Origin of the sequence: Actinophytocola sp. (assembly GCF_035942955.1) — a bacterium.
Classification (GTDB): Bacteria; Actinomycetota; Actinomycetes; order Mycobacteriales; family Pseudonocardiaceae; genus DASYTH01.
Genome location: NZ_DASZCQ010000224.1, coordinates 11,461 through 31,934, shown reverse-complemented (window position 1 = coordinate 31,934; position 20,474 = coordinate 11,461). Strand labels below are relative to the sequence as shown.

General features: G+C 70.1%; 14 protein-coding genes. 8 read left to right on the top strand and 6 right to left on the bottom strand.

What is annotated here, in order from left to right; all coding sequences use genetic code 11:
- Window positions 1–206 precede the first annotated feature (206 nt).
- Complete coding sequence (locus tag VGX25_RS23175) at window positions 207–986, top strand: hypothetical protein (protein WP_326920000.1); 780 nt, start codon at window positions 207–209, stop codon at window positions 984–986.
- Here VGX25_RS23175 and VGX25_RS23170 read toward each other — a convergent pair.
- A complete protein-coding gene (locus VGX25_RS23170; protein WP_326919983.1) occupies window positions 983–1,591 on the bottom strand; it encodes a hypothetical protein in 609 nt (202 codons plus the stop codon). The genes VGX25_RS23175 and VGX25_RS23170 overlap by 4 nt on opposite strands.
- A 400-nt stretch (window positions 1,592–1,991) precedes the next feature.
- Here VGX25_RS23170 and VGX25_RS23165 point away from each other — a divergent pair, with 400 nt between their 5' ends.
- Together VGX25_RS23165 and VGX25_RS23160 are read left to right on the top strand one after the other, a co-directional pair.
- Entirely contained in the window at window positions 1,992–3,092 is a 1,101-nt protein-coding gene (locus VGX25_RS23165; RefSeq protein ID WP_326919982.1) for an XRE family transcriptional regulator, read from the top strand.
- Window positions 3,093–3,223: 131 nt separating this feature from the next.
- Window positions 3,224–4,237, top strand: a complete 1,014-nt coding sequence (locus VGX25_RS23160; RefSeq protein ID WP_326919981.1) for a hypothetical protein — start codon at window positions 3,224–3,226, stop codon at window positions 4,235–4,237.
- Here the strand turns inward: VGX25_RS23160 and VGX25_RS23155 are convergent.
- Genes VGX25_RS23155 through VGX25_RS23145 form a run of 3 tightly spaced genes read right to left on the bottom strand, consistent with a single transcriptional unit; the run spans window position 4,212 to window position 7,680 of the window.
- A complete protein-coding gene (locus VGX25_RS23155) occupies window positions 4,212–4,712 on the bottom strand; it encodes a GNAT family N-acetyltransferase (protein ID WP_326919980.1) in 501 nt (166 codons plus the stop codon). The two genes, VGX25_RS23160 and VGX25_RS23155, sit on opposite strands and share 26 nt — an antisense overlap.
- A 41-nt stretch (window positions 4,713–4,753) precedes the next feature.
- Complete coding sequence (locus tag VGX25_RS23150) at window positions 4,754–6,031, bottom strand: RNA polymerase sigma factor (protein WP_326919979.1); 1,278 nt, start codon at window positions 6,029–6,031, stop codon at window positions 4,754–4,756.
- Between the two features lie 29 nt (window positions 6,032–6,060).
- Window positions 6,061–7,680: a tannase/feruloyl esterase family alpha/beta hydrolase gene (locus tag VGX25_RS23145; RefSeq protein WP_326919978.1), complete on the bottom strand. Its 1,620-nt coding sequence runs from the start codon at window positions 7,678–7,680 to the stop codon at window positions 6,061–6,063.
- Between the two features lie 181 nt (window positions 7,681–7,861).
- On the opposite strand from VGX25_RS23145, the gene VGX25_RS23140 reads away from it, so the two are divergent.
- On the top strand, window positions 7,862–8,452 hold the full coding sequence (locus VGX25_RS23140; RefSeq protein ID WP_326919977.1) for a hypothetical protein: 591 nt from the start codon (window positions 7,862–7,864) through the stop codon (window positions 8,450–8,452).
- Here VGX25_RS23140 and VGX25_RS23135 read toward each other — a convergent pair.
- Window positions 8,409–8,807: a hypothetical protein gene (locus VGX25_RS23135; protein WP_326919976.1), complete on the bottom strand. Its 399-nt coding sequence runs from the start codon at window positions 8,805–8,807 to the stop codon at window positions 8,409–8,411. The two genes, VGX25_RS23140 and VGX25_RS23135, sit on opposite strands and share 44 nt — an antisense overlap.
- Window positions 8,808–9,344: 537 nt before the next feature.
- On the opposite strand from VGX25_RS23135, the gene VGX25_RS23130 reads away from it, so the two are divergent.
- From VGX25_RS23130 to VGX25_RS23115, 4 genes are all read left to right on the top strand, one after another.
- Window positions 9,345–11,003 carry a glycosyl hydrolase family 28-related protein gene (locus VGX25_RS23130; protein ID WP_326919975.1) on the top strand — a complete coding sequence of 553 codons (1,659 nt, stop codon included), beginning with the start codon at window positions 9,345–9,347 and terminating at the stop codon, window positions 11,001–11,003.
- Window positions 11,004–11,207: 204 nt separating this feature from the next.
- Window positions 11,208–13,469 carry a hypothetical protein gene (locus VGX25_RS23125; protein WP_326919974.1) on the top strand — a complete coding sequence of 754 codons (2,262 nt, stop codon included), beginning with the start codon at window positions 11,208–11,210 and terminating at the stop codon, window positions 13,467–13,469.
- A gap of 76 nt (window positions 13,470–13,545) precedes the next feature.
- Window positions 13,546–14,430 (top strand): hypothetical protein, encoded by an 885-nt coding sequence (locus tag VGX25_RS23120; protein WP_326919973.1) that lies wholly within the window; start codon window positions 13,546–13,548, stop codon window positions 14,428–14,430.
- A gap of 47 nt (window positions 14,431–14,477) precedes the next feature.
- Complete coding sequence (locus VGX25_RS23115) at window positions 14,478–19,436, top strand: AAA domain-containing protein (RefSeq protein WP_326919972.1); 4,959 nt, start codon at window positions 14,478–14,480, stop codon at window positions 19,434–19,436.
- On the opposite strand, the gene VGX25_RS23110 is transcribed toward VGX25_RS23115, so the two are convergent.
- Complete coding sequence (locus VGX25_RS23110; protein WP_326919971.1) at window positions 19,433–20,473, bottom strand: hypothetical protein; 1,041 nt, start codon at window positions 20,471–20,473, stop codon at window positions 19,433–19,435. The genes VGX25_RS23115 and VGX25_RS23110 overlap by 4 nt on opposite strands.
- Window position 20,474 lies beyond the last annotated feature (1 nt).

Sequence of the window (20,474 nt, the reverse complement as noted above, 5' to 3'; positions counted from 1 at the left end):
TATTTGAGAAACTCGTCGCCGAATTGAGGACTCTCCGTAAAGGTCGCGGGCTGTTTGTGGGCCAGATCAGTGAACGCGTCGGGCCCGCGCTTCGTGCGGCGTGCCGGGTATCGGAAGGCGATGGCCCGGCCGAGATTCGCCGGAAGGTGTCCGAGAGTCTGGAGAGCTGGGCGAGCGGGCTACCGGAAGATCTGCGAGTGGCGCTGATGGCGGCCTTCGGCATTGATCGCGACGCCCGGCTGCCGTTCTACCAGGACCGGGTCCGCTGGGCCGCCGAAAAGATCCACCGCGACGACCGCACCGCCCGGCGTCGCATCGACGAGGGGATCGACCGGATCGCCGAGCTGGCCGCCAGCTCCGGCATTCTCGCGCCGGCCGCCCCACCCGGCCAGTCCCCCACCGGCTGGCACACCTCCGAGCTGCGCATCGCCGTGGCCCTGGACCAACCATTCCCCGAAGCATTCGAGTTGCGCACCGTCGTCGCCGACCGCGACCGGGTCTCCGAGCTCGACCTGGCCGTCACCCTCACCGCGGGCGCGGACCGGGGCAAGCCCATCGATCTCGACGCGCTCAGCGTCGACGTCTTCTACGGCGGCACCCTGGTGGACAAGACCCTGGAATCCGGCGACCGCATCGGCCTTGTGCTGGCCCTGCCCGAGGAGCTCAGCCAGCACCAGCGCCACGACGTCGTGCTGCGCTACCGGGTCAAGAACGATCAGATGCAGCCGCACTACGTCTGCGTCCCCAAGCACCGTTGCGACCTGTTCAAGCTGTGGGTCCGGTTCGGACGCGAACGCCTGCCGTCCCGGGTGTGGCGGCTGACCAACGCCTTCCAGCGCGACGTCGACGATCCCGGACCGACCGGTGAGATCCTCGCCTCCAACGCCGCCGGCGAGGTGCACACGGTGTTCCGCGAGCTGACCCCCGGGCGCGCCTACGGGGTGCGCTGGACTCCCCCCTCGTCCAACAACGTGCGGCGGCGCTAGGCCGCCGGCAGGGCCTCGGCCGGCACGTGCACCCACCCGCGGTGCGGATGCCCGGCGATCTCCAGGTGCACAAGGGGTTCGAAGGTCCGGTCGTCGATCCCCGCGTAGCGGTGCCGGATCAGCGTCCGGTAGATGTCGTCGGACACCACGAGCACAAGCGACGCCGCCGTCGCGGTCAGCTTGACCTTCAGCGCCGGCGCGTCGAGCAGCCGGCAGCTGATGTCGATGGCCTCGCCGAACGGCCCCCGCTCGTCGTAGTGGACCTCCCCGGCGTGCACCGCTGTCCGCAGCCGGATGCCGTGATCCGGGCGGTGCGCGTGCACACCGGCGAGCAGCTGGCTGAGCGCGGGCACGAACGCGGTCAGCAGCACCGTCTTGGGCACCTCGTCCACCGGATGGATCAGCAGCAGCGCGCCGTCGCCGCGGTCGATCAGCGGATCGCGGTGCATCTCGAAGATCCCGCTGCTCTGCAGCGCCTTCTCCAGCAGCTCGTACATGACCCGGCGAAGTCGGGCCTTCGCGGGGTTGAGCCTTCTTGTCGAGCCCTCGACATCTACCACTACGATCGCCCGGTGCAGCGGTAGGTCCGGCGACAGGGAACCCATGACAGTCCCGGCCGGCTGCTCATCACTCGCCTACCGGCCCGGTTCGGCGCCTGCTCTCGCGCCGGGACACGGGGGGCAGTGCTCGGAACGTCAATGTGGCAGGGTTCATGTCAGTTCCTTACATCGGCGGTGACCCGCGAAAGATCATCATCTTTCGCCTTCCTGAAACTTCAGTGAAGTCAGTAAAACTGATGGCAGGCTGCTGATAACTTCAGAGTAGGACGCGCGGTGAGCACAAGCAAGACGTGGAGGGGGGTAACCACCTCCCAGATCGTGGTCAGACGACGCGGGAGACGGGTCGCTTTCGGGTGGCGCGTCTCCCGCGCGCTCTCCAGCAGCTCCGTGTACACTTCGGGCTTCAGCGTTTGCGCTGAAGTTAACTAAAGGGAGACGACGTCCGGTGCAGTCGTCAGATGATCCGCGTTATGCCCTCGCCCGCCGACTTCGGGCGCTGCGCGAACGGCACTGGCCCGGTCGCAAGATCACCCAGGGCCAGCTCGCCGAGGCACTCAGCCACTCGGAGCACGCCAGCAGCCCACTCATCTCCTCCTGGGAGAGCACCACGAACCCGGCACTGCCCTCGGACACGCGGCTGGCCGACTACGCCACCTTCTTCGCCACCGAGCGTTCGGTGGCCAGCCGGCCGTTTCGCCTGTTCGACCTGGCCGAGCTGACCCCGGACGAGCGGGCCCAGCGCGAGGCGCTGCTACGCGAGCTGCTCGAGCTGCGCAGCCGGTCGGCACGCAGCAGCACCGACGATCTCAGCGCCACCCTGGTCGACGAGCTCGGCCAGTTCTGGCACTTCTCGGACCTCGAGGACGTCGTGATCGTCTGCGCCGAGGTGCCCGAGGACCTGCGCCGGGACATGCCCTACTCCGACCCCGACGATCCGGACTACGTCGACCTGTACCGGTATGCCGATCCGGACGCCCTGATCGAGCTGCACGGCCATATCCGGGCGGTCAACCCGACCATTCAGGTGCATTTTCGGACCACGGCCACGGCAATTCCCGACGACTACACGACACATCTCGTTCTTCTTGGTGGCGTCGACTGGAACATAGTCACCGCACACCTTCAGCATCGCAGTGAGTTTCCCGTCCGCCAGGTCGCGCGCGAGGGCGACCGAATAGGCGGCTTCGAGGTCGTCAACGGTGAGGAACATCCACTGTTCGAGCCGATACTGCACGAGGAGTCCGGCGGCCAGAGAATACTACTCGAGGACGTCGCGCACTTCTACCGAGCACCAAATCCGTTCAATAAGGAGCGTACCGTTACAATTTGCAACGGGATGTTCGGACGCGGCACCCTCGGCGCCGTCCGGGCATTGACAGACGCCAAACTCCGAGGACGTAACGAGGAATATCTGAAGCATCGCTTCAGCGAGTTCGACACCCTCAGCATCGTCACCCGCGTACCCATCGTCAACGGCTCGGTGGTCACACCGGACTGGACCGTGCGCGGAACGCTGCTGCACGAGTGGCCGGAGAAAAACGCGTGACCGCCACCCGTGCGGTCGAGCAGCCCCTATTAGCCGACATAGCGTCCCCGTTCCACCACGAGTCACACCGGCACCTGCTCAGCACCCCGGAGGTCGTGCCAGGCGGATCGGCGAAGCTCGACGCGATCATCGTGCCGACCGCCAGGCAGGCTGCCGGCATGAAGACGGCCATCGACCTGGCCGGTCAGCTCGGCTGCACGCTGGTCGCCATGTGCAGCAAGTGGTCCAAGCCGGAGGAGGTGGCCAGGCTGGCCAGGGGCGCCGGCATCAAGCTCGCCACCATCGAGACCGACCGGCTGCCGGACGGGCTGCTGCCCAAGTTCGAGACCACCGCGCTGCTGGCCGGGACGATCTTCGAACGAAGGACCGACACCAGCCTCAAGCGCAACTTGGGGTTACTCGTGGCTCGCCTCGTCAACTGGAACCGAATCGTATTCCTCGACGACGATATCTTCATCTCGGATCCGGACGACTTGCGAGCCGCCGTCGGATTGCTCGACACACATGCCACGGTGGGCATGTGGATCGACGGAATGCCGGACAACTCCGTCGTATGTCACGCCTATCGCGGCGTGGGAGGACCGCAGGACACCTTTATCGGCGGCGGCGCGCTCGCCGTCGGATCCGCCGCGATGACGTCATTCTTTCCCAACATCTACAACGAGGACTGGTTCTTCCTGCTCGACGACGTCAGGATGCGGCCGACCGCCATCACCGGATATGCCAAACAGGGACCGTACGACCCGTTCGCCAACGATCAGCGAGCCCGGTCGGAGGAGTTCGGTGACCTCCTGGCGGAAGGCGTCTACTGGTTGCTCGACCACGGCCGCCGGGTTCAGGACGCCAACGCCGCATTCTGGAAGTATTACCTCGGCATTCGACGGCAGTTCATCGCCGACGTGATCGACCGGGCCCAGCGGCTGGACAAGTCTCCCAAGGAGAAAAGCCGCATGATCGCCGCGCTCAAGGCGGCCAGCGGCCGCTGCCAGCGCATCGATCCGGAATTGTGCGTCGAGTACCTGCGGGCCTGGCGCACCGACCGGACCCGCTGGCGGCGGCATCTCGATGGGCTCGACGAGAAGGCGGCCATGGCCATGCTCAAGCAGGCCCGCCTGACCGTTATTGACGAGCGTCCAGACGCTTGACGAGGACGTTGCAGATCTCCGGGCGGCGCTCGCGGCCGTTGGCCAGCCACGTGTAGCAGATGACCGGTGACCGGTTCCAACTGCGGTAGCCAAGGCGCCGATACAGGCGCGAGGCATCCACGTTGGTGACCTCCACCGCGAGCGCCACCCACCTGTACTTGAGGTCGTGCAGCAGCCGCTCGGCCGCCTTGATCAGCTTCGTGCCGATGCCGCGGTTGCGGTCACCAGGAAGCACCTCGAGGTGGGTGAGCAGCGGCACGTCGGGTAAGTAGTGCCGGATCTCCGGCTCCTCCGCGGGCTCGAGCCGCAGGTACACGTCCCCCTTTGGTTGTCCGTTCTTCCACGCCGTCAGGAGAATCCCGCGACCGTTCGCCTGCATCGCCAGTTGCTCGGCGAAGAACTCAGCCTGTCCCAACGCCTCCGCCAACGCCCCGACGTCGTCCGGCTCCGCCGGCCGGATCACCAGGTCGCCCATGCATTTCACGTTAGGGCAGGGTGGTTGAGCGATCGGGCTACTCAAGTAGCCAAAGCCGCCGCGCGGTCGAGCAGCAGGGTGCGCTCGCGGGCGTTGCGGGTGAGCGTGGCGGCCCGCTCGAACTCGGCCCTGGCCTCGTCGACGCGGCCCAGCTTGGCCAGCAGGTCGCCGCGCACGCTGGGCAGCAGGTGGTAGTTGCGCAGCGCGGGCTCCGCGGTCAGCGTGTCGATCAGCATCAGGCCGGCCGCGGGACCGTAGGCCATGCCGAGCGCGACGGCCCGGTTGAGCTCGACGATCGGCGACGGGGTCAGCCGGGCAAGGGCCTCGTACAGGTCGGCGATGCGTTGCCAGTCGGTCTCCTCGGCGGTGTGCGCCCTGGCATGGCAGGCGGCGATGGCGGCCTGCAGGGTGTACGGCCCGGCAGTGGCGCCGCTGAGCCGCTCCGCGCGTTCGAGCGCGGCCAGGCCGTGCCGGATGAGCAGCCGGTCCCAGCGCGAGCGGTCCTGCTCGAGCAGCAGGATGGGTTCGCCGGACGGGCCGGTGCGCGCGGCCGTGCGGGAGGCCTGGATCTCCATCAGCGCCACCAGTCCGTGCACCTCGGGCTCCTGCGGCGCCAGCCCGGCGAGGATGCGGCCGAGGCGAATCGCGTCCTCGCACAGCGCCGGACGCAGCCAGTCGTCGCCAGCGGTGGCCGAGTAGCCCTCGTTGAAGATCAGGTAGATGACCTCGAGCACCGAGGACAGCCGGGCCGTGCGCTCGGCCCCCTCCGGCACCTCGAACGGGACGTTGGCCTTGGCGATCGTCTTCTTGGCCCGGACGATGCGCTGGGCCACGGTCGACTCCGGGATCAGGAACGCCCGCGCGATCTCGTCGGTGGTCAGGCTGCCGAGCAGGCGCAGCGTGAGCGCGACCCTGGCCTCGGTGGACAGCACCGGGTGGCACGAGATGAACATCAGCCGCAGCAGGTCGTCGTCGATGACGGCGTCGTCGACGGCCGCGTCGAAGTCGGGGGTGGTGCCCGGCCCGGTCACCTCGAGCTCGTGCCCCAGCTCGGCGAGCTTGCGGCCGAGCGTCTCCTTGCGGCGGATCATGTCGATCGCCCGCCGCTTGGCGGTGGCCATGAGCCAGGCGCCCGGGTTGCGCGGCACGCCCGACTCCGGCCACTGCTCAAGCGCCTGGACCAGGGCATCCTGGGCCAGTTCCTCGGCGAGGCCGAGGTCGCGCACCATGCGGACCAGGCAGGCGATCACCTTCGCCGACTCGATCCGCCACACCGCGTCGATCGCCCGGTGGGTGTCGGTAGCCGTCACGGCAACCAATCTACGACGCGCCGGCCGGGGCGCCGGGTTCAGCGGGCCACCGGGCCCGGGATGAAGTGGAGGAACTCGCCCGGCCAGCGGATCGTGTCCCGGGGCGGGGACGCCGGGCGGGCGGGCACGAAGTTGGCGGCGTCGTCGATGCTGCCGGTGCCGTCGTAGCGGGCCCGCAGCGGATGCGGGAAGACCGGGCGGGTGCGGGTCACGGTGCCCTGCGCGTCGCGGCCGGTGGCGATGATCCGGTCCGGCGCGGCGCCGCGCTCGACCCAGGCGACGATCTCGCGGACGGCGTCGAACTCGGTAAGGCGGTCGCCGCCTTCGCAGTGGTACAGGCCGGGGATCATGAACAGGCGGGCCCATTCCTGGGTCGCGCGCAGGCCGCCGTTGTGCCGGACGAGCCGGTCGTAGTAGTCCAGGGTGGAGTTCGGCGGGATGGCGAAGTCGGCAAAGCCGTGCCACAGGATGAGCTTGCCGCCGGCGCGCCGGAACGCGGTCAGGTCCAGGCTCATGGCGTTGGCCTTGACCCCCTCCGGGGTCAGGCGGAGCAGCTCGCGGACGGTGAACCGGAACTCGGCCAGCGAGGAGTGCGGGGTCCCGATCGGGTAGCCGATGTAGCGCAGGTAGTTGTCGGCGAGCAGGGCGGAGATCGGCGCGCCGAGCTCGGGCAGCGCGACGATCCAGCCCGCCCAGCCGAGCTCAGAGCCGTACGGCTCCCAGCCGGGGTAGATCCGGTTTCCGTGCCCGTCGGTCGGGCCGGCGTAGAGCTTGCGGGCCGCGTCGACCTGGGCCGGGGTCAGGCAGCTCGGCTGGTCGGGTCCGGCGCATCGGATCGCGCCGGGGTCGAACCGGCAGGCGCGCGGGTCGTCGATCTGGCCGTCGGCAAGGCCGTCGACCCGGTCGCACGCGGCCAGCACGGCGTCGTGCAGCGCGGGCAGCTTGGCGGCGGTGATGATCGGTGTGCCGTCGGCGGCGGTGTTCGACCTGGCCAGCCAGGCCTGGTAGGCGGCAAGCGGGCCGTGGTAGCTGGCCGGGGCGGCGGCGATGATGCCGTCGAAGTCGGTCGGGTATCGCTGGGCCAGCAGCAGCGCCTCACGGCCGCCGGTCGAGCAGCCGTTGAAGTACGCCTGCCGCGGCGGGGATCCGTAGAACGCGGCGATGATCCGCTTGGCGGCCATGGACACCACGTGCGGCGCGCGGAAGAAGAAGTCGTCCCGGGCGGCCTGGTTGTCCGCCGCCCAGCGGCCGTCGATCCCGTCGCCCGGGTGACCGTCGTCGGTGGCGGCGACGGCGAAGTCACCGGCCCGCGGCCCACAGTCGGGGAACGGCGTCGGGAAGATGATCCCGCAGAACCCGCCGCAGCCGTACTGCAGGTACCGCCCGGAGTACGAGTCGATCGGCAGCCGGAGCTGGAACTGGACCGCCGGCTCCACGAAGCCGCGCACCTCGCAGTGCGCCGGCTCGGCCCCGGCCGGCACCTCGGCCGCGGCCGTCACGTGCGTCGGGGCGCCGGGAATGGCGAAGTCGCGCACCAACTCAGCACAGGGCCGGACCGGCCTGATCACCGAGCCGGCCGGCTCGGCGGCGGCGGTCGGCATGACCGCCAGTCCGAGCGCGGCCACCGCGATCACCGAAGCGAGAACCTTGCTGCGCATCGAGCCTCCCGGCCGGGTAGAACGACAAAGCCCCGGGGGTCACCCTATCGAGGAGGGTGAAAATTGGATGCTCCATTCGGCCTAGCGCGACGGCGGACCGCCACGCCACCCGGCGGGCGGTTCACTCCCCGCCGGGCCGTGACCACGCGGCCGCGTCGTCTCCCGCGTCAGGTCGACGACCATGCGTCGCCGGTGGCGGCGTGATCATCAATTGATCGCATTTCCCGGCCCTAATGTGTCGGGCATGAGCCAGGTATCCCGACGGTCCGCATTGCTCGCAGTTCCCGCCTCCGCCACATTGGTCGCCGCCGGCGCGGCAAATGCCTCGGCCGCTCCCCTTGCCTCGCCGGCCATCCTCACCTTCACGGCGCGCCGAACGAAGGTCACCATCCCGAACGTGCCGCCCGCAGGGATCCCGCTGGGCTCCACCTACATTGCCCTGCTGGACCTATTCGACAAGGACGGCGCCAAGGTGGGCGACGGCTCGGTGCACGGCTCGATCGTCGACATTCTGGTCGAGATCCCGCCGAAGATCGTCGTTCAGGCACACGCGATCTTCCGATTTCCGTCGATCGGCGAGATCCACACGACCAACATGCACATTCGGCAGATACCCAATCCCGGAGTCCGGCACTTCGTCGCCATCACCGGGGGCACCGGCGACTACCGGACGGCGCGCGGAAGCGGCACGATCGAGCATGTCCACGACACCGACACCCTGGTCGTGCTCAACGTGATGGTCGACCCGCCGCCAGCAGCGCCTGGAACCTGAGCATCGCCGGGTAGAGCGCCAGGCTCAGCAGCGCGCCGAGCACGACGCCGCCGAAGCCGAACGCGACGCCGATGAGCACGATGGCTCCGGCGAAACCGACGAGCATCAGCAGGGCTGCCCGGAGGGTGACCGCCCAGTCGCCGAGGGCCCGTTCGGCCAGACACAGCCAACCGTCCCGGCTGGCGAGCACCTGCCAGCGCATTCCACAGGCGGTGCGTGCCTGGGTGAAGGCCATGATCAGGGGCAGGTCGTCGTCGACGGGATGGTCCGTGTACAGCTCGAAGCGCAGGACGCGACGGTCACGCCTGCGGTTCTCGTCTGGTAAGGGGCCCCGGTCTGGACCTAGACTGGCCAACGTTCTCGCTCTTTCGTTCGCTTTGACGGAAGTTAAGAACACCGCGCGGCTCCCTGCTGGCACAGGGAGCCGCGCTTCACGTAGGGGGTTCGATCACGCACCGCCCCGCGCGCGGATCCAATCTTGGCGTATTGATCTTCGTCACCAAGCTGTTACTCCCCGGCCCAGCGGTGAACGGAACGTATTCATCGACGAGCGGTGCCACCCCTTCGGCTCCATCGGTGGAACGACCATGCACGTGCAAACACACGTGAAGTTGGTCTCCGCACGACAATTCACCCGATCGGATGACCTGCAACAATGGTCTGGACCGGCAGTTCCCGGGTTCTGCTCCGAATAGTGGACAAAGGCTGGACGCGAGCTTGTCAACCCCGCACGGGAGATCACTCACCGTGTGCGTCGACGTTCCACTTGTCGCGTTCTCGGCGGCGGTGAGCGGCAACGGTCTGGTATTGCCGCACTCATCCGGCTCCCCTAGGGTCTAGACATCCGATGTATGTGCGGCCGGCGGCGCCCGGCGTCGGATCGGGAGGAACCATGACCAGGGACGTCGATCGTCGCGGCTTTCTCCGGGTGGCGGGCGGCACGGCCGCCGGGCTCGCGGTCGTGGGAGGTTCCGGGAGTGTCGCGGCGGCGAGCGATCGGGAGCGGGCGCGGCTGTGGCGCGAGTGGCTTGCCGCCCCGGACACCCATCCGCAGATCCCCAACGTCTCCTACGCCGGATACCACCGCGGCGAGGACCGGCTGCCGCGCCCGCCGGTGCGCGCCAACGTCACGCGGTTCGGCGCCGTCGGCGACGGGACGACCGACTCGACGGCCGCGCTCAACGCCGCCATCGACGCCGTCGGCCGGTCCGGCGGCGGGACCGTGCTGGTGCCGGCCGGCCGGTACCGGCTGACCGGCGTGGTCTGGATGCACCACTCGAACGTCGTGCTGCGCGGCGACGGCCGGGAGCACACCGTGCTGTTCTTCGACGAGTCCCTGGACAGCGCGTACCGGCCGCAGACCCGCGGGGAGTGGGCGTGGTCCGGCGGCATGGTCTGGTTCATCCCGCGCGAGCTGCGCGCCGAGCTGGAGCAGCGCGGCTTCACGGGCAACGAGGGCTGGATGGACAACCGGGAGCTGTCCGCGGTCAGCGCCGGGGTGCCGAGGGGCACGCGGCGGATCCCGGTCGCGGACCCGTCGGCGTTCACCGCGGGCGAGCACGTGTTGTTGATGGTCGACAACCCGACCGACAACACGCTGCTGGCGCACCTGGCCGGCGACGTGCCAGGCACCCGGACCTACCCGTGGGAGACCGCGGCCCGCCGGCTGCGCCCGGAGCTGTCGACCTGGGTGCTGGCGGAGAACTTCCGCCACTACCGGACGCCCGTCCAGGTCGAGCGGGTCGAGCCGGACGCCGTCGTCCTCGCCCAGCCGGTGCGGATCGATCTCCGGCTCGGGTGGCGGCCCAGGTTCGCCACGCTCGGACCGCGGGTCGAGGAGTCCGGCATCGAGGACCTGGCGATCGAGATGCGCCAGATCACCCAGCGGCCGCACCACCAGGATCCCGGCTTCAACGGGCCGAACTTCCAGGCGGCGCTGAACTGCTGGGCGCGGCGCGTCGACTTGTGGCACAGCGACAACGGCTTCGGCCTGACGACGGCCAAGGGGATCACCATCACGGAGGTCCGGGTCGGCGGCCGGGCCCGGCACCACTCGTTCATCTGCCGGGTGCAGTCGCACGACATGCTGGTGGACCGGTTCGAGATCCTGCCGGCGACCACGCCGGTGTCGGCCGGCGCGGCCTACCATGGGATCAACACAGAGGGATTCACGTCCGGAAACGTGTGGTCGAACGGGGTCATGCAGGGCACGTTCGACTCGCACAAGGCGCTGCCGTTCGACAGCGTCCGCACTGCGATCCGGGTCGACAACACCGGTGGCACGGGCGGCGCCGGCGACGCGGGACCCCGGTGGGGCGCCCGGTTCTGCCACTGGAACATCGACGTCACCAACGGGCGGTCGCACGCCATCCGGCTCGAGGAGCACGCGCCGATGTCGGCCATGGTCGGCGTGCTCGGCACCACCGGCCCGACCGACCACGCCCGCGACCTGTCCGGTCCGCTGGGCTCGGTGGTCGAGTCGCCGGAGGAGGACGTGCTGCCGACCAACCTCTACGAATCGCAGCTGCGCGTCCGGCTCCGCGGAATGTGATTTTCTCAATCACATTCCGTTTCCTGATCCTACGTGCGGGGGATATATGCGCGCGTGGGATGTAAGCGGTAACAAGACTGACACATAGCGCGACGCATGGACGGGCCCTTTCGTGCCCGATATGAGTGGAAAGGGGCGACCATGCCGTCGCAGAGAAGAGCCAGATCAAGGACAAATCGAAGACATTCCAGGGTAGTTGCCGCGTTGACGGCGACGATCCTGCCGATCGGTTTGGCCTCCGTCGTGCCCCCGGTTGCCGCCGCGGCGCCGGTTCCGGGCACCAATGTGCTCTACACGCTGGATGCCGATTTCGACCAGGGCGTCCTGCAGGACGTCAACCACGACGCGCCCAACAACAACCAGCTGCAGCTGAACAAGTCCGACGTGTTCTTCCCGTTCGTCAACATCGCCAATTCGGCCCGCGGCACCATGGTGCGCATCGACGTCGATACCGGCGCCATCCTCGGGGAATGGCTGTCCGCGCCGGACGGCCGCTTCCGCAACCCGTCCCGGACGACGGTCGACCGGCTGGGCAACACCTGGCTGTCCAACCGGGACGAGGCCCAGGACGTCGACGGCGACGGGGACGGCGAGGGCTCGGTCACCCGGGTCGGCGTCGTGGTCGGCGGCACCCGGGTCAACGCCGACCGCACCCCCAACCCGACCGGCGACTTCCTGCTCGGACCGTTCGGCTACAACACCTGCGTCGACCGCAACGGCGACGGCCTGATCGCGACCTCGCGCGGGCTGGCCGACATCCGGCCGTGGACCAACGCCGGCGGCGTCGACAACGACGGCGGCGTCGACACCGCGGCCGACGAGTGCCTGATCAACTACGTCCGGGTTCCCGGCACCAACACGCGCACGGTCGCCGTGAACGCCAACAACGACATCTGGACCGGCGGCCTGGACAACGACCACCAACTGATCTCGGGCATGACCGGCGCCTTCCTCGGCACGGAGAAGAACTTCGGCTGCGGCGGCTACGGCGGTCTCGTCGATCAGGCCGGCACGCTGTGGTCGGCCCGGTTCGGTGCCAACCTGCTGCGCTACGAGCCGGGACCGGACACCGGAGCCTGCCTGGACACAAACCACGGCGACTACGGGCTCGGCCTCGATCCGAGCACCAACCACGTCTGGCACACCAACGCCTTCGGCAACCGGGTCGTCGAGCTGGATCCGGCCGGGAACGTGCTCAACGCCTACCCGCACGGCAACTTCAACGCCCAGGGCGTCGCGGTGGACCGGAGCGGCAACGTGTGGGTGGCGCACTCGTTCTTCAGCGGCGAGACCACGGTCGGGCACCTGCGCACCGACGGCACCTTCGTCGGCAACGTGCAGTTGGGGCCGGCGGGCGGCGCCGGACCCACCGGGGTCGCGGTGGACAGCAACGGCAAGATCTGGGTCGCCAACCTCCTGAGCAACAACGCGCAGCGGATCGACCCGGCCGCCGGCCCGATCGGCGGCGGTGGGTTCCCGATCGGCGCGGTGGACCTGACGGTCGACCTCGGCGCCGGGGCAGGCCCGTACAACTACAGCGACATGACCGGCTCGGTGCTCGGCGAGATCACCGCACCGGTCGGCACCTGGTCGGTGGTGCAGGACGGCGGCGTCGCGGGGCAGACCTGGGGCACCATCACCTGGAACACCGAGCCGCAGGGCAGCGTCCCGCCCGGCACCAGCATCACCGTCGAGGCGCGGGCGTCCGACACCGAGGCGGGGCTGGCCGGCCAGCCGTTCGTCCCGGTCACCAACGGCGCGCCGTTCTCGCTGACCGGGCGGTTCATCGAGGCCAGGGCCACGCTGCGGGCCGCGCCGAACGGGACCAGCCCGGTGCTGTCCGACCTGCGGATCAAGACCGCGGAGCGCACCGGCGTGTTCTCCTGCCAGGCCACCGCGCTCAACCTGGCCGGGATCATCGTGGCCAGGGCGAACCCGCCGGACGTGCCGTGCGTCGACGACTTCAGGAATGTGGTCAACGTGCAGCTGGGCGCCGGGATCCTCAACGTGACTGCCAACGCGCTGACCGCGAGCACCGACCAGACCCCGGACAGCCTCACCGGATCACCGCCGGCGGCCGGGGACAACGCCACCGCGTTCGCCAGGGTGGACTCCACCCGGGTGACGGCCACCCTGGTCACCATCGAGCTCGGGGTGATCCAGTCGACGGCGACGGCCCGGTGCGTCGCCGGGCCGAACGGGCTGCGGCCGGAGTTCAGCGGCTCGTTCCACATCGCCAGCCTGCGGATCAACGGGGTGTCGGTCACCGTCGGCAGCGCGCCCCTGACGATCCCGCTCGTGATCGGCTCGTTGCGGCTCAACAGCACGACCACGACCGCGACCAGCGTGACCCAGCGGGCGGTGGTGCTCGACACGCTGCTCACCGACCTGGTGATCGGCGAGGCGAAGGCCAACGTCGAAGGGAAACCGGCCACGCCGAACGGAAACCCGTGCGCCGTGGGATAACCGCCCGAAAGTAGCTATTCAGCCAGGCTGGGACGAACTAACGTCCCAGCCTGGCGGCTTTCTATCGGGGGAGCGCATGGCGACGCAACTGCGCAGACCGAACCGGGCCGTCACCGCGATCTTCGCCGGGCTGGCGCTGCTGCTGGTGGCCGCCGCGGCGTTCGTCACGCTGCGGTCGTGCGGCACGGCCAGCGGTCACCAGGCGCACGTGCCCCCGCCGAGCACGACCGTGCAGGACGAGGGGCTCAAGCAGGCGCACGACGGGTTCAGGCTGGAGCTGGTCACGGCGCCGGAGGGGCGCGGGCCGGCGGTGCCGGTCGCGTTCCGCATCCTCGACCTGTCCGGCCGGCCGCAACTGGACTACGACGTCGACCACACCAAGCTGCTGCACTTCTACGTGCTGCGCGACGACCTGAGCCACTACCAGCACCTGCATCCCGAGCTGCGCGGCGACACCTGGCACACCGCGATCGCGGTGCCCGACGGCGGCCTGTACCGGCTCTACGCCGAGTTCCTGCCGAAGGGCCGGCCGGGGCCGCCGCACCCGACCGTGCTCGGCGTCCCGTTCGTGGTGCCCGGCGACACCACGTTCGTGCCGCTGCCCGCGCCGGCGGCGAGCGTCGAGCTGCCGGGGCTGACCGTGCGGCGCACTGACGGGGTCGCGGACCTGCCGGTGGGGAAGGTCAACCGGCTCACGTTCCGCTTCCTCGACGCCGCCGGCGAGCCGGTCGACGAGCTGGAGTCGTACCTCGGCGCGTACGCGCACATGTCGGCGTTCAACTCGCTGACGATGGGGCTGCTCCACCAGCATCCTCTTGATCAGGTGGTCGACGGTCTGACCGGTGGGCCCGAGCTGAGCTTCGCCGCGCAGTTCGCCCTGCGCGGAGAGCACCGGCTGTTCCTGGAGTTCAGCGTCGCCGGCCGGGTGCACCGGGCGGAGTTCACGGTTTTCGTCACCTGAAGCCGCCCGATAGATTTGGGGCCGCCGCAGAGAACGAGGGAGGTCCCTTGGTAAGCCGTGCGCTGCGGCTGTTCGAGTTCCTCGGCCGGGTCCAACAGCTGCGCAGCAACCCGCCGCGCACCGTCGACGCCTACCAGCGGGTGTTATGGCTGGCCGACGTTCCCGAGCATCCGGCGGTGACGGTCGCGCACCGCGGGGGCGCCCCGGAGCCGGACGCCGCGCTGCTGGCCGTCGACCGGGTGCCCCGGCTGGATCCGCCGCTGCCGGACGAGCCGCTGCGGCCGTGGCTGGACGGGCGGGTGGACGACCCGCACCGCCCGCCGGTGCTGCGCCAGTCGATCACCATCGTGAGCGAGACCGACTGGACGTCGCGCAAGCTGCTGTTCAACGACCGGCAGGAGCTGCGGGAGGGCTACCAGCGGTGGTGGGCGGAGTGGCAGGCGTGGGCCGAGATCGAGCGGCGTGACCGGCCGGTCCGCGAGCTGTACGGAGAGCTGTTCTCCACCTACGTCACCGCGACCGGGCACCCCGAGGAGCTCGAGCTGGTCGCCGGCGTCGGCTGCCTCGCCTGGTCGCCGGCCGGGCATCCGCCGGTGCGGCGGCACCTGCTGACCGCGCCGGTGGCGATCCACTTCGACGACGACACCGGCCGGCTGACCGTGGTGCGGGTCGAGTCGGTGGAGCCGGTCGGCGTGGAGCTGGACATGCTCGACCCCGGGCTGACGAACTCCCCGCACCTCAACGAGGTCCGGGCGCAGGCCCGGCTGCTCGACGCCCACCCGCTGGACCGCGACGAGATCGGCTCGCTGGTGCGCCGGCTCGTGCACAGCATCGACGCCGGCAGCGAGTACCGCGACACCGACGAGCCGCCGGTGGTGTCGCCGGGAGCGGTAGCCACCTTCGCTCCGGCCATCCTGCTGCGCAGGCGATCCCAGCAGGGTCTGGTCGACATCTTCCGGACGATCTGCGCGCAGCTGGCCGAGACCGGCGAGGTGCCGGACGGGGTGCTGCCGCTGATCGACCCGGACTACCAGCCCCCGGTGAGCGAACCGCCAAGCGACGGGGCGATCGTCGTCGTCGACGACGACCCGTTCCTCCCGCTGCCGGTCAACGACGTGCAGTTGCGCATCATCAACCGGGTCGACACCCGGGCCCAGACGCTGGTGCAGGGCCCGCCGGGGACCGGCAAGACGCACACGGCGGCCGCGCTGCTGTCCCACCTGCTCGCGCAGGGCAAGCGGGTGCTGGTCACCGCGCACACCGACCGGGCGCTCAAGGAGGTGCGGGCCAAGCTCCCCGCGGCGATCAAGCCGCTGTCGGTGGCCATCGTCGGCAGCTCGCGGGAGGACATGTCCGACCTGAAGGTGGCCGTCGAGCGGATCGCGGTGGCCGCCGCCGAGCACGACCCGGAGGCGGCCGCGGAGACCGTGCGGGCCTGCCAGGAGGCGATCGAGAACCTGCGCGTGCGCCGGGCCGCCTTGCGCCGGGCGCTCATCGAGGCCCGCGAGCAGGAGGTGCGCGAGCACGAGCACGCCGGCTACCGCGGCACGCTCGCGGCGATCGCCCGGCAGCACCTGGCGCGGGCGGAGTCCTTCGCCTGGCTCGGCGACTACGTCCAGGTGCCGGCGGACAGCTCCCCTCCGGTCGAGCCCGAGGAGCTCGTCGAATGGCGCGGCTATCTGCTCGACGAGCGGCTCATCGCCGACGAACCCGAGGCGCGCCAGCGGTTGCTGGACCTTTCGGCGGTGCCGGAGCCGGCGGCCTTGGCCGACCTGGTGGCCGCCGAGCGCGCCGCGGCCACCGCGGACGACCAGTTCGCCGAGCTGAAGAGCCACCCGGCGTTCGGCGCGTTGTCCAAGTTGGACGTTGCGGTGCGCGGCGACCTGCAGCGGCGGCTACACCAGCTCGCCGGCGAGGCGGACGACCTGGCCCGCCGCCGCGAGCAATGGATGACCGAGGCGCTGTCCGACGTCCGCAACGGCCGGGTCCGGATCTGGCAGGCCCGCGGTCAGCAGATTTCCCAGCTGCTGCACCAGTCCGACCCGCTGGTGCGCCGCCTCGGCCCGACCACCGAGGTCACCGCCGAGTCCACTGTGGCCACCCTGGTGCCGCCGGCCCTTGCGCTGTACCAGTACCTCAACGAGGGCGGGAAGCTGCGGACCGCCGCCGACGGGTCGGCGAAGATCGGGTCGTTCGCGGCCAGGCAGGTCAAGCAGGCGCAGCCGCTGTTCGACCAGGTTCGGGTCAACGGGCTGCCGCCGACCACACTCGACCGGCTCGGCGCGTTCCTCACCTGGGCCGAGGCCACGAAGATCCTTGCCGCGCTCGACCGGGCGTGGCCGGACGGCGTGCGGCCACCGGTCGACGAGACGCTGCACGAGCGGCAGCAGTGGCACATCACCGAGCTGGAGCAGCTGCATCGGGTGCTGCGCCTCGGCGAATGGCTGGAAATCGAGGAGCGGCGGCTGGCCGAGCTCGGGCTGCCGCGTCCGGATTGGACGGACCGGCGCGCCGTGCACACCTACGCAAGCCTGGTCGACGCCGCGGCCGCGCAGGACGCCAGGGCCGCGGCTTCCCAACCGCTGCACCAGATCGAGCAGACGCCGACCGACGCCGCGCGCTGGGCGGACGCGGCGCCGTGCGTGCGCGAGCTGCTCGACGCGGTGCGCCGGCGTGATCACGACTCGTACGCCGCGGCGCACGCCCGGCTCGCGCGGCTGGCCGAGGTGGTGCGTACCGCCGAGCGGCGCGACGACATCGCCGCGCGGCTGTCGGCCACGGTTCCCCTACTGCATCAAGCTGTCCTGGCTGCGCCGTCCGATGTGGACTGGAATGAGCGGCTGGGGTCGTTCGGCGAGGCGTGGGCGTGGGCCTCGACCGGAACCTGGATCGCCGAGCAGGGCACCGTCGACGTCAACGCGCTGCAGGCCGAGATCGCCGACATCGAGGAGCGGATCAGGCGCCAGGTCGAGACGCTGGCCGCGACCAGGGCGTGGGGGCACGCGGTGTCCGCCGAGCGGCTCACCGGGCAGGCGCGCGCCAACCTGGAGCACTACGCCTACCTGGTTCGTAAGCTGGGCAAGGGAACCGGCAAGTACGCCGAGGCGCGCCGGGCCGAGATCCGCCAGGCGATGGACCGCTGCCGGCCGGCCGTGCCGGTGTGGATCATGCCGATCTACCGGATCGCCGAGCAGCTTCAGGTGCGGCCCGACATGTTCGACGTGGTCGTCGTGGACGAGGCCTCGCAGGCCGGTCTGGAGGCGACCTTCCTGCAGTACCTGGCGCCCAAGATGGTGGTGATCGGCGACGACAAGCAGGTCTCACCGTCGGCCGTCGGCGTCGACCAGCAGCAGCTGCGCGACCTGGCCGGGCAGTACCTGGCCGACGACCCGTACCGCGCCTCCTGGCAGGACCCGCAGCGCAGCCTGTTCGACGAGGCCAAGATGCGGTTCAGCGGGCTGCTGACGTTGACCGAGCACCGGCGGTGCGTGCCGGAGATCATCGGCTTCTCGAACCGGATCGCCTACGAGCCGGACGGAATCCGGCTCATTCCCGTGCGCCAGTACGGCGCGGACCGGCTCGAGCCGATCAAGGCGGTGTTCCTGCCGGACGGACACGTCCTCGGCGGGGCGAACAAGATCAACCCGGTCGAGGCGGCCGCGATCGTCGACCAGATCGAGAAGTGCATCGCCGACCCGCGCTACGACGGCCTGACCATGGGTGTGATCTCGCTGCTCGGCACGGCCCAGGCCAAGGCCATCGAGACCGAGCTGCTCACCCGGATCACGCCAGAGGAGCTGGTCGCCCGCGATCTGCGGTGCGGCGACTCGGCGGCGTTCCAGGGCTCCGAGCGCGACGTGATGTTCCTGTCCATGGTCGCCGCGCCGTCGCCGGACGCCCGGCTCGGTGTGCTCAGCCGCGACCTGTTCGTGCAGCGGTACAACGTGGCCGCGTCGCGGGCAAGGGACCAGATGTGGCTGTTCCACTCGGTGCCGCTGGCCGAGCTCGGGCATCCCGAGGACATGCGGTTCGCGCTGCTCGACTACTGCTACGAGATCATCAACCAGGGCACCGGCGACGAGGACGTGCTCACCGATCCCGTTCCGGACGACCGGCTCGTCGTCCCGTTCGAGTCGCTGTTCGCCCAACGGGTGTTCAACCGCCTCGTGGAGCGCGGCTTCGCCGTGATCCCGCGGCACGACAACGAGATCGACCTCGTCGTCGTCGGCGCCAAGTCCCGGCTGGCCATCGCGTGCGACGGCGACACCTGGCACGGACCCGAGGCCTACCAACGGCATCTGGCCCGCCAGCGCGACCTCGAGCGGTGCGGCTGGCGGTTCTTCCGGATCCGCGAGTCGGCGTTCTACGTCGACGAGGCCGCGGTGTTGGAAGACCTCTGGGCCACCCTGCGAGAGCTGGACATCCGCCCGTTGGGTCAGGAGCCGGTTCCCGAACCGCCTCCAATGTCCACTGTAGACTCTCGGCCGGTCGCCCCGCACCAGGATCTGGCCCCGTACGAGGAGTTCACCGGCGCACTGCCACCCACCCTGGACGCCACCCGTGCTCAGCTGGTCGACGGGCTCCGGGCGATCGTCGCCGTCGAAGGCCCGATCGTGGGCCACCGCCTGCACGCCGTCTACGTAAAATGCTCCGGCGGCCGCCGGGTCGGCAAACTGATGGCCAACGCGCTCAACACCGCCATCGCCGCGGCCGTCCGCGACGGCATCCTGGTGGAGGAGAACCCCCTACAATCCCAAGGACTCCGCTCCCGCACCTACCGCCTCCCCGACCAACCCTCGGTCCGCGTCCGCACCCTCGGCCCGCGCGCGTTCGAGCACCTTCCCCCGGCCGAACTGGCCGCAATGCTCTCCCTCGCCGCCACCGTCACCGGCTGGTCCGACGAAGAAGCCCTCTACCGCACCACCCTCGACCTCCTCGGCCTCAAACGCCTCACCCCCAACATCAGCGACCACCTCCGCGCAGTCCGCACGCTGACACCCGGTTAATCCCAGGAATCGAGCCAGGCGGGCGGTGCGGTCAGCTCCACGTTGAGCGAGGAGGACACCGCCTTGGCCCGCTGGACGGCGTTGACGCGGCGGAACTTCAGCTCCGCCTCCGGGTTGTCCGAGCTCATGATCTGCCGGATCACCCCGCTGAGGGCCAGCTCGTCGTGCCGGCGGATCTCCTCGGCCACCTTCGGGTCCTGCGGCCGGTCGAACCGCAGCAGATCCTGACCCGCGTCGGCGCACACCGCGCAGTCGCAGTAGGTCAGGCCCGCACCGTTCCAGTTGGACAGTCCACCGATGACGTTCGCCCGCTGCCAGTCCAGCAGCCGCGGCACGAAGACGAAGGGACTCGGCTTGGCCCTGGCGGCGCCCCGGGTCGCGAGCGGCACGCTCACCCGGCGCGTCGACGGCCCCAGCCCGATCGCGATGACCGACGCCCCCTCGATCACCGCCGGCAACCCGGAAAGATCGACCCGCAGCAGCTCCAGCCCCCGGCGCGAGTCCGCGGCCCACCGCAGCAGCCGGCGCAGCCCGTCGATCCGCCGCCGCGTGTCCAGCGGGTTCACCGGCGCGGCGAACGACAGCGAGACGTCCCGGTCGGCCACCTTCAGCTCATGCTCCAGCGTCCCGATATGCCGCGGCCCCAACCATCCCGCGTCCAGCGCCAGCATGACCGTCACGTCGACCGGATAGTCCCGGTCCAGCTCCGCCCGCAGCTCCTCGACCCGCCCCACCCTGATCCGCGTGCCCGGCGTGCGAACCACCGGCAGCCCCAGCTCGGCCTGCGCCGCGATCCAGTCGAACGGCGCGATGTCCATCCCCGGCAACGCCAACTGGTTCGACGCCTTCGCCGGCCGCGCCCGGTACGTCGCCGGATCCAGATCCACCCCGGTCAGGTCCCCCGCCCGAGCCAGCGCCTTGGCGATCTTGAGCCCGCCCAGCCCCTGCAGCGTCACCCCACCGAACCGCTCCCGGCACCGGCGGACGTCATCGACCTGGCACCGCCCCAGATAGGCCTGCGTCCGCCCGAGCTCCACC

What these genes read in the sequence shown, in the direction of transcription:
- VGX25_RS23175 (WP_326920000.1), top strand. Translation starts at nt 207, where the DNA reads ATGGCGGCCTTCGGCATTGATCGCGACGCCCGGCTGCCGTTCTACCAG.
- VGX25_RS23170 (WP_326919983.1), bottom strand. Translation starts at nt 1,591, where the DNA reads ATGGGTTCCCTGTCGCCGGACCTACCGCTGCACCGGGCGATCGTAGTG.
- VGX25_RS23155 (WP_326919980.1), bottom strand. Translation starts at nt 4,712, where the DNA reads ATGGGCGACCTGGTGATCCGGCCGGCGGAGCCGGACGACGTCGGGGCG.
- VGX25_RS23145 (WP_326919978.1), bottom strand. Translation starts at nt 7,680, where the DNA reads ATGCGCAGCAAGGTTCTCGCTTCGGTGATCGCGGTGGCCGCGCTCGGA.
- VGX25_RS23140 (WP_326919977.1), top strand. Translation starts at nt 7,862, where the DNA reads ATGCGTCGCCGGTGGCGGCGTGATCATCAATTGATCGCATTTCCCGGC.
- VGX25_RS23130 (WP_326919975.1), top strand. Translation starts at nt 9,345, where the DNA reads ATGACCAGGGACGTCGATCGTCGCGGCTTTCTCCGGGTGGCGGGCGGC.
- VGX25_RS23120 (WP_326919973.1), top strand. Translation starts at nt 13,546, where the DNA reads ATGGCGACGCAACTGCGCAGACCGAACCGGGCCGTCACCGCGATCTTC.